The organism is Streptomyces violens, assembly GCF_000717745.1.
Classification (GTDB): Bacteria; Actinomycetota; Actinomycetes; order Streptomycetales; family Streptomycetaceae; genus Streptomyces; species Streptomyces violens.
The window spans coordinates 123,469-137,128 of the sequence record NZ_JOBH01000018.1; the positions used below are offsets into that span (position 1 = coordinate 123,469).

Below are 13,660 nucleotides of genomic sequence, written 5' to 3' on the forward strand. Positions count from 1 at the left end.
GGTGCAGCCGACTCAGCCGCTGCGCCGACCGGGTACAACCTTCCAGCGCCGCATCCCACTTGCTTGATAAAGCCCTTTTCGCACCGAATCATGCGGTATATGACACGTTGCGAAGTATGTGGAAACGACTACGCGATGGCGTTCACCATCGAGACTCAAGACGGTGCCCGCCACGTCTTCGATTCTTTTTCCTGTGCGATTCATCGCATGGCACCCATCTGTGAGCACTGCCGGGTGCAGATCATCGGCCACGGCGTCGAGGCCGAAGGTCGCTGGTACTGCTGCGCTCACTGCGCCCGCGCAGAGGGCAACACAGGCATCGTCGACAAGGTGGGAAGCGTGGCCGGTGCTGCCGGGTAGTCAGGCAGCGTGGAACACCGGCTCCGCCCGCTCCGGGGCGAAGCGACCACCTCGGCTCTTGGCCGGGTGGATGAGCACGGCCCGGAGCACCTTCCGGACGATGATCCGCTGACGCTCGATCGACAGGTTCTCCCAGCCGCCGGCCAGCAGCTCCTCCGAGATGGTCCGGGCACCGGCCGGGACCACGCTGACGGCTCTCTCTGCCAGCAGCTCGTTCTTCCGTGCGTTGAGGTCGTCCAGCGCCGCGACGTACGAGGCCGCTCGTACCTTATTGGCTTCCCGGAGTGCCTGAAGTTCCGCGAGCTGCTCTTCCAGGTCCTTCAGTTCAGCTTCACGCGCCCACGGCATGGCATTTTTCGGGGCTTGCGTCTGCTGGCCTGCTCTGAGTGCATGACCCCAGACGAGATCCTGAATCAGGGCATCCAGCTTCGGGCCGTCAATGGACAGTGCTCCGCAATGTTCGGGCCGCTGCTTGTTGCAGTTGTAGTTATGACCAGAGGTGCGCTCGCCCTTCTTCCACTTCGGGTGGCCCTTGAGGCCGTCACCGCATCGGCCGCACCGTGCGATGGCGGTCAAGAAGTAGCTGACGTTCGACTCGCCAGGGCTTTCCCTGGCATCCCGTCCTTTGAGTGCCTGGAGCTGGAACCAGGTGTCGAGCGTCTTGAAGATCGGCTCCCAGTCACCCATGACGATTTCGTTGGCGTCGTCGTAGATGATTTCTTCGTTGTAAGTCCGGATGCCCCAGTTCCGGGGCGAATAGATCATGGCCTTGGTGCCGCCCCAGGTGAAGTGCTTGTCCAGCTTGCTCGGGGCGTCCTCCCGCCAGCCGAAGACGGGACCCGCCGAGTGGGCCTTTCCCCTCCTGGCCTTGGCCGCATTGGCGCGGACGACTCGGCGGCGCGTGTCCTCGGAGGACTTGTTCGCGATGTTCACGAAGAGACGAGCCGAAAATCGCCCGTCCGAGGTGGCGAGGTCAAAATTCTGTCCTGAGAGCGTCTTGAAGATCAAGGACTCTTTCGACGTCTCGTAGATGTCGATGCCCCGCTCAAGGTCGCGCGGCTGCCGGTACACGCGGTCGATGTCGTAGGCCAGGATGCCGCAGATCCGTCCGGCCTTGAGATCGTTCAACATCTGCTCGAAGTCGGGGCGGACGACATTGCGCTTGAAGGCGCTGAGGTTGTTGTCCTCGTACCACTTGATCGGCCTGCCACCGGCTATGGACTCGATGTCTTCGCGCTGGCGCAGGACACCCTTCCGCTCCTCCTCGGCAGCTTCCTCGTGCGTCAGCAACCCGTTCTTCACGGCGCGGCGGATCTCTGCGAGGTCTGCATCCGAGATGCGGACGTAACCCCCGACAGGCTTGGCCAGCATGTGCACCCTCCCTGAGTGAAGCATGTGGTGATTCGCTCATAGGGAAGTCTCCGACGGGACCGACCTGGGCGGGGGCGTCTTGTGTGGCTTCACCCGGACGGGGGCTGCGGCTGCTCACCGTGGGGGCTGCTGCCGTCGGCCGGCTGACTCGCCGTGTGGGTTGCTCGCGCAGTTCCCCGCGCCTCTGACGGGGCCCCTAGGGCTTCGCAGGGGCGACGTCCTGGAGGAGTTGCATGAAGGCGGCCTCGTCGATGACGGGGGTGGCGAAGGAGCGGGCCTTGGTGGTTTTGGAGGTGGGGGAGTCGGGGTCGTTGGTGACCAGGAGGCTGGTCAGGCGGGAGACGCTGGTCGCGACGTGCAGGCCGGCCTCGGTCGCGCGGTCCTCCAGCAGCTCGCGGTCCACGGAGGTGTCGCCGGAGAAGGCGACCCGCATGCCCTGCATGAGCCGGCCGCCCGGCTCGTACCGGCCGGGGTTCGGATACGGGCAGGCCGGGCGCTTGCGGGAGGGGCGCCAGGTCGTCGGGCGGTACTGCGAGCCGTATCCGGAGCGCTGCGCGGGCGGGCGCGGTGCGTCGGTCCACTCGGTCAGCGGCTGGCAGGCCAGCAGCGGCAGCCGGAGGTTCCCCTCGGCGGCCAGCCGGAGGCTCGGCCGGAACGCCTCGGCGAGGACGCGGGCGTCGTCCAGCGCGTGGTGCGCGTGCTCCTGCACGACGCCGTAGTGCGCCGCGAGGGACTCCAGCTTGTGGTTGGGGAGGGGGAGCTTCAGCTCCTTGGAGAGGGCGATCGTGCACAGGCGCTGGCGCACCGGGGCCTGTGCCTTTGCCCGGGCGTACTCGCGGGCGATCATCGACCAGTCGAACATTGCGTTGTGCGCGACGAGGACGCGGCCCTCCAGGCGCCGGGACAGCTCGGGGACGATCTCCGGGAAGAGCGGGGCGCCCGCCAGCACCTCGGTCGTGAGGCCGTGGATCCAGACCGGGCCGGGATCGCGCTCGGGGTTGACCAGGGTGTACCAGCGGTCCTGGACCTCGCCGCGGGCGTCCAGTTGATACACGGCGGCAGAGATGATCCGGTCGTCGCGGGCCAGGCCGGTGGTCTCCACGTCGACCACCGCATACCCCTCCGGGTACGCGGTGGGCCAGTCGGCCTGTTCCTCCTGCGGGGCCGGCTGCCGCACGATCTCCGGGGAGAGCGGGCGGTCGGCTGCCGTGCGGTCTTCGAGCATGGTCCATGAGGATACGGGCCGGCACTGACAGCGATGCCCTGTGGGGGCGTACGGATGCGCGCTTGGGGAGGATTCGGACATCGCGCGCCCCGTGCGCCCGGGTTACTGAAAGGGCGTCAGAGTCCTTGGGTATCCATGCCCTGACCGATGCGCGTCTCTTTACCTCTCGTGGAGTCGCGCTGTAACTCTGTTCCAGCACGGGCACGACACGTACGCGCACCACCTCGAACGCTTCCTTCCGGACCGACCGAGGAGCCGCGATGACGGACCCGACCGACCCGTACCTGATCATTTCCGCCGACTGCCACGCCGGGCTGCCCGCCGAGCGGTACCGGCCCTATCTGGAGGCCGGGCACCACCCGGCCTTCGACGACTTCCTCGGGCAGCGGAACGCCCGGCGCGCCCGTACGGCCCGGCGCGGCATACGGACCGAGACCTCCGCCATGAAGTGGCACGAGGACAACGAGGAGGGCCTGCGCGGCGGCTGGGACCCCGCACGGCGCGCCAAGGAGCTGGACGGCGACGGGGTGGCCGCCGAGGTCGTACTGCCCGACACGGACCCCGTGGACGGCGGCGTCGCGGCGCCCTTCGGGGCGGGCCTCGACGCCCCCGAAGGGCAGGACCCCGAACTGGCCCTGGCGGGCGCCCGGGCGTACAACCGCTGGCTCGCGGAGTTCTGCGCCACCGACCCCGAGCGGCACTGCGGCGTCGCCGTGCTGCCGCTCGCCGGCGAGGTGGACGAGGCGGTCACGGAGATCCACCGGGCCCGGGAGTCCGGGCTCGGCGCGCTGCTGATCCCGGCGACGTGGGCGGACGGGGCGCCGTTCCACGACCGCCGGTACGACCCCGTCTGGGCGGCCGCCGCCGAGACCGCGATGCCCGTCCTCACGTATGCGGGGGCCGTGCCCCGCCACGAATACGGCGGCCATCTCGGCATCGAGCTGTCGGAGGCGGCCTGGTGGCCGGCCCGCCCGCTGTGGTTCCTGCTGTGGTCCGGGGCCTTCGAACGCCACCCGGGGCTGCGCTTCGGGGTCGCCGGGGCCGGCTGCTGGTGGCTGCCGAACCTGCTGTGGCACATGGACCGGCTCTACCTCGGCGCGCACGGCGGCAAGAAGCGCTCCCCGTTCGCCGCGCTGAAGCGGTCCCCGCACGAGTACCTCGACCGCCAGGTCTTCGTGTGCGCCGCCGCACCGAGGCGCCGCGAGCTGGCGCAGCGCTACGAGATCGGCGTGGACAACATCCTGTGGGGCTCCGACTTCCCGCATCCGGAGGGCACTTGGCCGCACACGGGCGAGTGGCTGCGCCGGGCCTTCCACGACATCCCGGTGGGGGAGACCCGCCGGATGCTCGGAGAGTCGGCCGCCGAGGTCTTCGGCTTCGACAAGCGACGGCTCGCGCCGCTCGCGCGCCGTATCGGGCCGACCCCGGACGACCTGGGGCAGCCGCGCAACCAGGCGCCCGTCGAGGCGTCCTGGCGGCGCGCCCGGGAAACCGGCCGGCACTGGCTGACCGGCTTCGACTTCCCGTTCGTGGGGGTGGGCGAGTGACGCGGGCCCCGATCCCATGAGCGTACCGCCGGTAACATTTCTCGATACTCGTTGGTAACAACCTCTGGCCGAGCCCCAGTACGCCGTTCTATGGTGCCCGCATGCCGCACCTGCCCGATGTCGTGTTGTGGTCCATACCGGCCTTCGTCCTGCTCACCGTCCTGGAGATGGTGAGCTACCGGCTGCACCCGGACGAGGACGCCGCCGGATACGAGACGAAGGACGCCGCCACCAGCATCGGCATGGGGCTCGGCAGCCTGGTCTTCGACGCGCTGTGGAAGATCCCGATCGTGGCGATCTACGCGGCGGTCTACGAGCTGACGCCGCTGCGCATCCCTGTGCTGTGGTGGACGCTGCCCCTGATGCTGCTCGCGCAGGACTTCTTCTACTACTGGTCGCACCGCGGCCACCACGTCATCCGCATCCTGTGGGCCTGCCACGTGGTGCACCACTCCAGCCGGAAGTTCAACCTCACCACCGCGCTCCGCCAGCCCTGGACCACGTGGACGGTCTGGCCGTTCTACGTACCGATGATCGCGCTCGGCGTGCACCCGGCGGCGGTCGCCTTCTGCTCCTCGGCGAACCTCGTGTACCAGTTCTGGGTGCACACCGAGCGGGTCGGCAAGCTGCCCCGCCCGTTCGAGTACGTGCTGAACACGCCCTCCCACCACCGCGTCCACCACGCCTCCCAAGGCGGCTACCTGGACCGGAACTTCGGCGGCATCCTGATCATCTGGGACCGGCTGTTCGGCTCCTTCGTCCCGGAGACCGAGCGGCCCGTCTTCGGGCTGACGAAGAACATCGACACCTTCAACCCGCTGCGGGTCGCCACGCACGAGTACGCGGCCATCGCGCGCGACGTCCGGGCCGCGGGCAGCTGGAGCGAGCGCGCGGGGCGGGTCTTCCGGGGACCCGGCTGGCAGCCCGCACGGAGCGGCGAGGCCGCCTCCCGGGTGCCGGGCACCGAGACGTCCGCCGCATGAGCCGCGACACCGGGGCCCGTGTCCTCCTCACCGCCTTCGGGCTGCTGGCCGCCGTCCACCTCGGGGCGCTGCTCGCCGGGGCCGGGACGGTGGAGGTGGCGACCAAGCCGGCGCTGATGCCGGTCCTCGCCGCATACGTGCTCGCGCGCCGCGGCCCCGTACTGCTCGCCGCCGCGCTGCTCTTCGGGTGCGGCGGCGACACGCTGCTCCAGGTGGGCGGCGACACCGCCTTCCTCGTGGGCATGGCGTCCTTCGCGGCCGGACACGTCTGCTACCTGGTGCTGTTCGTACGGCGGGGCGCCGCGCCGCAGTGGGGCCGCCGGTGGCCGCTCGCCGCGGTGGCCGCCGGGTACACCGCCGCCTGGCTCGGCACCGTGGCGCTGCTGTGGCCGGATCTGACGGCCGATCTGCGCGGGCCGGTCGCCGGGTACAGCCTGCTGCTCACCGCGATGGCGTACGGCGCGCTGCGGGCCGGGCCGCGTGCCCTGCTCGGCGGCCTGCTCTTCCTGGCCTCCGACACCCTCATCGCGAGCGGCCTCGCGCACTGGCCGCAGCCGCCCGCGCCGCAGTTCTGCATCATGCTCGGCTACCTCGCCGCCCAGTGGCTGCTGGCCGACGGCGTGCTGCGGACGGCGGCACCGGCCGCCGCCGGCCCCGCAGCCTCCGACGGACCGGCCCGGCGCGCCGTCGTACCGGGCCGGACGTAGCGTGGGCCGGGAGGCCCCGGGCCGGGGCACGCCCCGGACAGCGAGGACTCCCCGCCATGCGAGCCAGCACCCTCCACGCGCCCCGCGACATCCGCGTCGAGGAGGTGCCGGACGCCGCGCTGCGCCGGCCGCAGGACGCGGTGGTCCAGGTGGTGCGGGCCTGCATCTGTGGCAGCGACCTGTGGCCGTACCGGGGCGAGTCGCCCCGCGAGCCGGGGCAGCGCACCGGCCACGAGTTCCTCGGCACGGTCACCGACACCGGTGACGACGTCGTCACCGTCGCCCCGGGCGACCTCGTCGTGGCGCCCTTCACCTGGTCCGACGGCACCTGCGACTACTGCGCCGACGGGCTGACCACGTCCTGCGTCAACGGCGGTGCCTGGGGCACGCCCGGGTCGGACGGCGGCCAGGGCGAGGCGGTGCGCGTCCCGTATGCCGACGCCACGCTGGTGAAACTGCCCGCCGCCGCGGCCGGTGACGACCGGCTGCTGACCGCGCTGCTCTCCCTGGCCGACGTGCTGGGCACCGGGCATCACGCGGCGCTGGGCGCGGGCGTCCGGCCGGGCGCGACGGTGGCGGTGGTCGGGGACGGCGCGGTGGGGCTGTGCGGGGTGCTGGCGGCCCGGCGGCTGGGCGCGGAGCGGATCATCGTCCTGGGGCGGCACCGGGCGCGTACGGACCTCGCACGGGCCTTCGGGGCCGACGAGGTGGTCGCCGAGCGCGGCGACGAGGCGGTGGCCGCGGTGCGGGAGCTGACCGACGGGCATGGCGCGCACGCGGTGATCGAGGCGGTCGGTACGGAACAGTCGATGCGCACCGCGGTGGAGATCGCCCGGCCCGGCGGCGCGATCGGCTACGTCGGGGTGCCGCACGGCAGCGGCAACGGCCTGGACCTGAGCGTGCTGTTCGGGCGGAACATCACGGTGCGCGGCGGCGTGGCACCGGTACGCACCTACCTCCCCGAGCTGCTGCCGGACGTCCTGGACGGCACCCTCGACCCCTCGCCGCTCTTCGACATGTCGGTGGACCTGGATGGGGTGCCGGAGGGGTACCGCGCGATGGACGAGCGCAGGGCGCTGAAGGTACTCGTACGCCCGTAGGGGCGTCTTTCGGACCGGCCGCCGGGGCCCGCTGCCACGGGCCCCGGCGCCGCTCGCTCAGTCCTGCTCGACGGCGTCCAGCGCGTCGACGATCCCGTAGCCGTAGTGGCCGTTGACGTGCGGAGTACCGGTGCACGTCGCGTCACCCTGGGGGCAGCCCGGGTTGTCGGCGTCCTTCTTCAGCAGCCACTGGATCTCCTGCGGGCTGCTCTTCGGGTGCGCGCTCTTCACCAGCGCCGCGACGCCCGCCACGTGGGGCGAGGCCATCGAGGTGCCCGCCAGGTAGGCCCAGTCGCCGCCCGGCATGGTGGAGAGGATGTTGCCGTTCTTGGCGGGGAGTTCGGGGACCTGCCGGCTGTCGCCGCCCGGCGCGGCCACGTCGATCACGCCGTTGCCGTAGTTGGAGTAGTACGACTTGAGCTTCTTCACGCCGGTCGCGGCGACCGTGACGGTGCCCGGGAGCTGGGTGGGCACGTCCCAGCACTTGGCCGGGTCGATCTTCCGCTCCACCGGAGTGGTGTCGTTCGGGCTCGACTTGTCGGTGAGTTCCTTCGCCGCCAGGTCGAGGTTGGAGTTGCCGGCCGCGGCGACGTTGATCGCGCCCTTGCGCTCGGCGTACTTGGCCGCCCGGCCCACCGCGTCGACGATGGCGCCCTGGTCGGCGTCATCCTTGCAGTTGAACATCCACGGGTCGACGTAGTAGCTGTTGTTGGTGACCTCGACGCCGTGGTCGGCCGCGAAGACGAAGGCACAGACCACGCTCTCGGCGTAGAAGAGGCTCGTCTCGGGCTCGCTGACCTTGATGGCGGAGATCTTCACGTTCGGCGCGACGCCGGCCATGCCGACTCCGTTGCGCGCGGCGGCGATCGTGCCCGCGACGTGGGTACCGTGGTAGTCCTCGGTGGGGTTCCACGGGCGCCAGGAACCGGCGGTGGTGTCGGCCACGCCGCCCACGCAGTTGGCGGACTGCTGCGCGGAGAAGTTGGGCTTCAGGTCCGGGTGGGTGTCGTCCACGCCGGTGTCGATGACGGCGACGGTGACCTTCTTGCTGCCCGGGTTCACCTTCGCGGCCTGGTCCGCCTTGATGGCGGGCAGGTCCCACTGCAGGGATTCCAGGGGCTCTTCACCGGCCGCCTCGGCCTTGGCGCCGGCCAGCTTCGCGGCCTTGCTCAGGTCGGCCTTCTGCGGCTTTCCGATGTCGGTGGTGCCGGAGGGCTTCAGGGGGGCGGTGCGGGTGGCGCCGGCCGACTGGACGCCGCGCACCGTGCGTATCGTCTCGGCGAACTTCGGGTTCGCGGAGTGGACGACGATCACGCCTATCTTCTCGTGGGCGACGACCACCTTGCCGCCGGCCGCGCGTATCGCCTTGCCGACCTCGGCCATCGACGCCTTGCCCGGCGTGGCGTTGACGACGTACGAGAGCAGCGGGCCGTCGGTGGTGACCGTGGCCCGGGCCTCCTGGGGAGCGGCGGTGGCCGCCTGCGGGAGGAAGCCGAGGGAGGCGACGAGGGCCAGTCCGACCGGTACGGCGAGCGCGCGCACCCGTCTGGATCTCAGATGTGCCATGGGTACTCCACATCATCTCTGACCGCTCGCGGGCAGGTCGCGCGCGAGCCGGTTCCGTGACGAGTGAAGCTAACCGTGATCACCCGGACAGTTCAACGGTCGGCAGAGAAAACCCGCCTGTCGGCGGGGGAAAACCCGTCAACTGCCGCAGGAGCGGGGTCCGTCAACCACACCGGGGGCGGCGCAGCGCCCCGAAGCTCAGCAGTGGCAGCGCGATCCGCCGGCCGTCCCAACGACGGGCAACGGCGCAGGTCGGGCGGGGTGGCGCGGGAGGGGCGAGGGCGACGGGGGAGGACAACCGCACGGCGCCGTACGGGAGTCGGCCCGGTCCGGGTGGCTGCCGGGGCGGCAAAGGCGTCACACCCGGACAACGATCCGGCGCGCCGCCAGTGGCGGCCGTACCCCCCGATTTCCTGGGGATTTCAGGCCCTGACCCCTGTCGGAAGGCGGTCGCGCCCCTCTAGCATGCGTGATCCGGATCACTGATCTGAACTTTATGCCGCCGATGGAACGCCCTTGCAGATCGCGCGACAGAAATCGCCAGGAATTGCCAGCACCGTGAGAAATCAGGAGACCGCGTGAGCACCGCCGCCCAGCCGCCCGCTGACCACGGGCCGCACGAGGAGCACGAGGGGCAGCACGGCGCGCCCCATGAGGCACCGCCCTTCACCGAGGTGCAGTCCGGCGCGGAGTTCACCGAACTGCGCCGCTCCTACCGCTCGTTCGCCTTCCCGCTGACCGTCGCCTTCGTCCTCTGGTACCTGCTGTACGTGCTGCTCAGCAACTACGCGGGCGGCTTCATGGGCACCAAGGTCCTCGGCAACATCAACGTCGCGTTCGTCCTCGGCCTCGCCCAGTTCGTGACGACCTTCCTCATCGCCTGGTGGTACTCGCGGCACGCCGCCGCGAAGCTCGACCCCAAGGCCGAGGCGATCAAGAACCGCCTGGAGGGCGGCAACCCGCGTGTGGAGGGCGACGCATGAGCCACCTGACGTTCCAGCTCGCCGCCGAGGGCGCGTCCCAGCACCGGCCGCTGATCATCACGCTCTTCGCGGTCTTCGTCGCCGCCACCCTCGGCATCACCGTATGGGCGGGGCGGCAGACCAAGGGCGCCGAGGACTTCTACGCCGGCGGCCGCCAGTTCTCCGGCTTCCAGAACGGTCTGGCCATCTCCGGCGACTACATGTCCGCCGCGTCCTTCCTCGGAATCGCGGGCGCCATCGCCCTCTTCGGGTACGACGGCTTCCTGTACTCCATCGGCTTCCTCGTCGCCTGGCTGGTCGCGCTGCTGCTGGTCGCCGAACCGCTGCGGAACTCCGGCCGCTTCACGATGGGCGACGTCCTCGTGTACCGCATGCGGCAGCGCCCGGTGCGCACCGCGGCGGGCGTCTCCACCATCGTCGTCTCGATCTTCTACCTGCTGGCGCAGATGGCGGGCGCGGGCGCGCTCGTCACGCTGCTCCTCGGCATCACCAGCGAGGCCGGCAAGATCCTCGTCGTCGTCCTCGTCGGCATCGTGATGATCCTGTACGTCTCCATCGGCGGCATGAAGGGCACCACCTGGGTGCAGATGGTCAAGGCCATCCTGCTGATCGCGGGCACCCTGCTGATCACGTTCCTGGTGATGCTCAAGTTCGACTTCAACATCTCCACGCTGCTCGGCGAGGCCGCCAAGGAGAGCGGCAAGGGCGCGGCCTTCCTGGAGCCCGGCCTGAAGTACGGCGCCACCGCCACCTCGAAGATCGACTTCATCTCGCTGGGCATCGCCCTGGTCCTCGGCACCGCCGGCCTGCCGCACATCCTCATCCGCTTCTACACCGTGCCCACGTCCCAGGCCGCCCGTAAGTCCGTGAACTGGGCCATCGGCATCATCGGCGTCTTCTACCTGATGACCATCGCGCTCGGCTTCGGCGCGGCAGCGCTCATCAAGCCGGAGACGATCATCGCGTCCAACCCGGCGGGCAATACCGCGGCCCCGCTGCTCGCCCAGGAGATCGGCGGCGGCGCCGACTCCACCGGCGGCGCCATCCTGCTCGCCGTGATCTCGGCCGTCGCCTTCGCCACCATCCTCGCCGTGGTAGCGGGCCTCACCCTCGCCTCGTCGTCGTCCTTCGCGCACGACCTGTACGTCAACGTGATCAAGAGGGGCCAGGCGTCGGAGAAGGACGAGGTGCGCGCCGCGCGCTGGGCCACCGTCGGCATCGGCGCCGTCGCGATCATCCTCGGCGTCTTCGCGCGCGGCCTGAACGTCGCGGGCCTGGTCGCCCTCGCCTTCGCGGTCGCCGCCTCCGCCAACCTGCCCACGATCCTCTACAGCCTCTTCTGGAAGCGCTTCACCACCTCCGGGGCGCTGTGGTCGATCTACGGCGGCCTGGCCTCCTCGGTCCTCCTCGTGCTCTTCTCGCCGGTCGTCTCCGGCAAGGAGACCTCGATGTTCCCCGCCGTGGACTTCCACTTCTTCCCGCTGGAGAACCCGGGCCTGATCTCCATCCCGCTGGGCTTCCTGCTCGGCTGGCTCGGGTCCCTGCTCTCCAAGGAGGAGCCGGACGCCAAGAAGTACGCCGAGCTGGAGGTCCGGTCCCTGACCGGCACCGGAGCGCACTGACCGCCCGAATTCCGCAGGCGGAGCACCGGCCGTGTCGTAGATCCCTACGACGCGGCCGGTCCCGCATCGTGACATTGGAGCCGTGCTCGTTGTCGGACCCATCGCGTAGGCTCGACAACAACTGATCCGCCACCGGGGGAGGGGGCCTCGTGCTCATCGACACATACGGGCGAGTAGCCACCGACCTGCGGGTTTCGCTGACCGACCGGTGCAACCTGCGGTGCACGTACTGCATGCCCGAAGAGGGCCTGCAGTGGCTCGCCAAGCCGGACCTGCTCACGGACGACGAGATCGTCCGCCTCATCCGCATCGCCGTCACCGACCTCGGCATCGAAGAGGTCCGCTTCACCGGCGGCGAGCCGCTGCTCCGGCCCGGCCTCGTCGGCATCGTCGAGCGTGTCGCGGCCCTGGAGCCGCGCCCGCAGATGTCGCTGACCACCAACGGCATCGGCCTGGAGCGCACCGCCACCGCGCTGCGCGACGCCGGCCTGGACCGGGTGAACGTCTCGCTGGACACTCTGCGCCCGGACGTCTTCCAGACCCTGACCCGCCGCAAGCGCCACGAGGACGTACTGCGCGGGCTGGAAGCAGCCCGCGCCGCCGGCCTCACCCCCGTCAAGGTCAACTCCGTTCTCATGCCGGGGCTGAACGACGACGAGGCCCCCGACCTCCTCGCCTGGGCGGTGGAGAACGACTACGAGCTCCGCTTCATCGAGCAGATGCCGCTCGACGCGCAGCACGGCTGGAAGCGCGAGGGCATGATCACCGCGGGCGACATCCTCGCCTCGCTGCGTACCCGCTTCACGCTGACCCCCGAGGACGAGGAGGCGCGCGGCTCCGCGCCCGCCGAGCGCTGGCTCGTCGACGGCGGGCCGCAGCGCGTCGGCGTCATCGCCTCGGTCACCCGGCCCTTCTGCCGCGCCTGCGACCGGACCCGGCTGACGGCCGACGGCCAGGTGCGGACGTGCCTGTTCGCCACGGAGGAGACGGACCTGCGGGCCGCGCTGCGCTCGGACGCGGGGGACGAAGAGATCGCGCGCATATGGAAGCTCGCGATGTGGGGCAAGAAGGCGGGCTCGGGCCTGGACGACCCGAGCTTCCTGCAGCCGGAGCGGCCGATGTCGGCGATCGGCGGCTGACGCCGGTCCGGGGGCGGGCAGCCGGTCCGGCCCGGCTGTCAGCCGTCGGAGGCGGACGTCAGCGGTCGGAAGCGGACGTCAGCGGTCGGAGGCCGGCGTCAGCCTTCGGAGGCCGGTGCCTCCCACTCCTCCAGCTTCACCACGTCCTTCAAGAAGCCCCGGACGCCGAGGAATTGGGAGAGGTGCTCGCGGTGCTCCTCGCACGCGAGCCAGGTCTTGCGGCGGTCCGGCGTGTGCAGCTTCGGGTTGTTCCACGCCAGGACCCACACCGCGTCGGCTCGGCAGCCCTTGGCGGAACAGATGGTGGCATTCTCGGAGACGTTCGGGGAGATCACGCCCTCAACCCTACGTCGCGCTGCTGCGTCCGGACATGGCGACGCCGGGCAGCCACGGGGGGAGCCGCCCGGCGTCGGTCCGTCGCTCCGACGGGGGATGCGGAGCGCGTACGAAGTATGTCACGGGGGACCGTGCCGGGTGCACCGGAACCACATGATTGATCTGAGCTTTTCTTGAGCTTTGCGGATCGTCGGTAGATCAGCCGCGCTCGCCGGGCTGCTCGGTGGAGTCCGTGCGCCCCGCTTCCGGGCCGCCTTCCGCGCCGGGCTCCTGCGTTGACTCGTCGGCCGACGAGGTCAGCATCGGCCGGGACGGGGTCGCCACGAAGGTCGAAGGGAGCGAAGTGACGTTCTCCCGGCCCGCGTTGGCGATGACGACCGCAACGTACGGCAGCACCAGACCCGCAATCAGGGTGATAATGGCGACGTGGCGCTCGACGTTCCAAAGCACGGCGGTGAGGATCACCGCCACCGTCCGTAGAGACATCGAGATCACGTAGCGTCGCTGCCGCCCACGGACGTCCTCGGTCAGCCCCTGGCGGGCTCCGGTGATCCGGAAGGACTGGGCACTGCTCTGCTTCCGCATCACGTTCCACCACCTGTTGTCATACCGGGCACACGCCAATGCCGGACCTGTTCCACGTTACGCCGGGCCTGCGCAGGCTTCGAGACCGGGTCGCGATACGCCCGGCGGGGTACATACCGGCGTCATACGTACAGAC

Annotated in this window: 13 protein-coding genes; 8 read left to right on the plus strand and 5 right to left on the minus strand. The window is 70.4% G+C overall.

Annotated features, from left to right (window positions below; all coding sequences use genetic code 11):
* The first annotated feature begins 99 nt into the window (after window positions 1-99).
* The gene (locus IF04_RS0129715; RefSeq protein ID WP_078600958.1) at window positions 100-360 is read left to right on the plus strand and encodes a hypothetical protein; all 261 of its coding nucleotides are present in this window, start codon (window positions 100-102) and stop codon (window positions 358-360) included.
* Here the strand turns inward: IF04_RS0129715 and IF04_RS0129720 are convergent, their stop codons facing one another.
* Window positions 361-1,731 carry a recombinase family protein gene (locus tag IF04_RS0129720; RefSeq protein WP_030264685.1) on the minus strand — a complete coding sequence of 457 codons (1,371 nt, stop codon included), beginning with the start codon at window positions 1,729-1,731 and terminating at the stop codon, window positions 361-363.
* Window positions 1,732-1,927: 196 nt separating this feature from the next.
* Window positions 1,928-2,956 carry a DEDDh family exonuclease gene (locus IF04_RS0129725; protein ID WP_030264687.1) on the minus strand — a complete coding sequence of 343 codons (1,029 nt, stop codon included), beginning with the start codon at window positions 2,954-2,956 and terminating at the stop codon, window positions 1,928-1,930.
* A 260-nt stretch (window positions 2,957-3,216) separates the two neighbouring features.
* On the opposite strand from IF04_RS0129725, the gene IF04_RS0129730 reads away from it, so the two are divergent.
* The 4 genes from IF04_RS0129730 (at window position 3,217) to IF04_RS0129745 (ending at window position 7,293) form a co-directional block, all read left to right on the plus strand.
* Complete coding sequence (locus IF04_RS0129730; protein ID WP_030264691.1) at window positions 3,217-4,503, plus strand: amidohydrolase family protein; 1,287 nt, start codon at window positions 3,217-3,219, stop codon at window positions 4,501-4,503.
* Window positions 4,504-4,604: 101 nt separating this feature from the next.
* On the plus strand, window positions 4,605-5,486 hold the full coding sequence (locus tag IF04_RS0129735) for a sterol desaturase family protein (RefSeq protein ID WP_030264697.1): 882 nt from the start codon (window positions 4,605-4,607) through the stop codon (window positions 5,484-5,486).
* Window positions 5,483-6,193, plus strand: a complete 711-nt coding sequence (locus tag IF04_RS0129740; protein ID WP_051831658.1) for a lysoplasmalogenase — start codon at window positions 5,483-5,485, stop codon at window positions 6,191-6,193. The genes IF04_RS0129735 and IF04_RS0129740 overlap by 4 nt, the downstream gene beginning before the upstream one ends.
* 56 nt (window positions 6,194-6,249) lie before the next feature.
* Entirely contained in the window at window positions 6,250-7,293 is a 1,044-nt protein-coding gene (locus IF04_RS0129745) for a zinc-dependent alcohol dehydrogenase family protein (protein ID WP_030264704.1), read from the plus strand.
* A 57-nt stretch (window positions 7,294-7,350) separates the two neighbouring features.
* On the opposite strand, the gene IF04_RS0129750 is transcribed toward IF04_RS0129745, so the two are convergent.
* Window positions 7,351-8,859 carry a S8 family serine peptidase gene (locus IF04_RS0129750; RefSeq protein WP_030264706.1) on the minus strand — a complete coding sequence of 503 codons (1,509 nt, stop codon included), beginning with the start codon at window positions 8,857-8,859 and terminating at the stop codon, window positions 7,351-7,353.
* 578 nt (window positions 8,860-9,437) lie between these two features.
* Between IF04_RS0129750 and IF04_RS0129755 the strand changes: the two genes are divergently transcribed.
* From IF04_RS0129755 to moaA, 3 genes are all read left to right on the plus strand, one after another.
* A complete protein-coding gene (locus IF04_RS0129755; protein ID WP_078600948.1) occupies window positions 9,438-9,842 on the plus strand; it encodes a DUF485 domain-containing protein in 405 nt (134 codons plus the stop codon).
* Window positions 9,839-11,464, plus strand: coding sequence for a solute symporter family protein (locus IF04_RS0129760; protein WP_030264712.1), 1,626 nt, complete (start codon window positions 9,839-9,841; stop codon window positions 11,462-11,464). The genes IF04_RS0129755 and IF04_RS0129760 overlap by 4 nt, the downstream gene beginning before the upstream one ends.
* 149 nt (window positions 11,465-11,613) lie before the next feature.
* Window positions 11,614-12,603, plus strand: a complete 990-nt coding sequence (gene moaA, locus IF04_RS0129765) for a GTP 3',8-cyclase MoaA (RefSeq protein WP_030264714.1) — start codon at window positions 11,614-11,616, stop codon at window positions 12,601-12,603.
* Between the two features lie 98 nt (window positions 12,604-12,701).
* Here moaA and IF04_RS0129770 read toward each other — a convergent pair whose 3' ends face one another.
* Together IF04_RS0129770 and IF04_RS0129775 are read right to left on the minus strand one after the other, a co-directional pair.
* Window positions 12,702-12,938, minus strand: coding sequence for a hypothetical protein (locus tag IF04_RS0129770; protein ID WP_030264723.1), 237 nt, complete (start codon window positions 12,936-12,938; stop codon window positions 12,702-12,704).
* Between the two features lie 199 nt (window positions 12,939-13,137).
* Window positions 13,138-13,524 carry a DUF3099 domain-containing protein gene (locus IF04_RS0129775; RefSeq protein ID WP_030264726.1) on the minus strand — a complete coding sequence of 129 codons (387 nt, stop codon included), beginning with the start codon at window positions 13,522-13,524 and terminating at the stop codon, window positions 13,138-13,140.
* Window positions 13,525-13,660 lie beyond the last annotated feature (136 nt).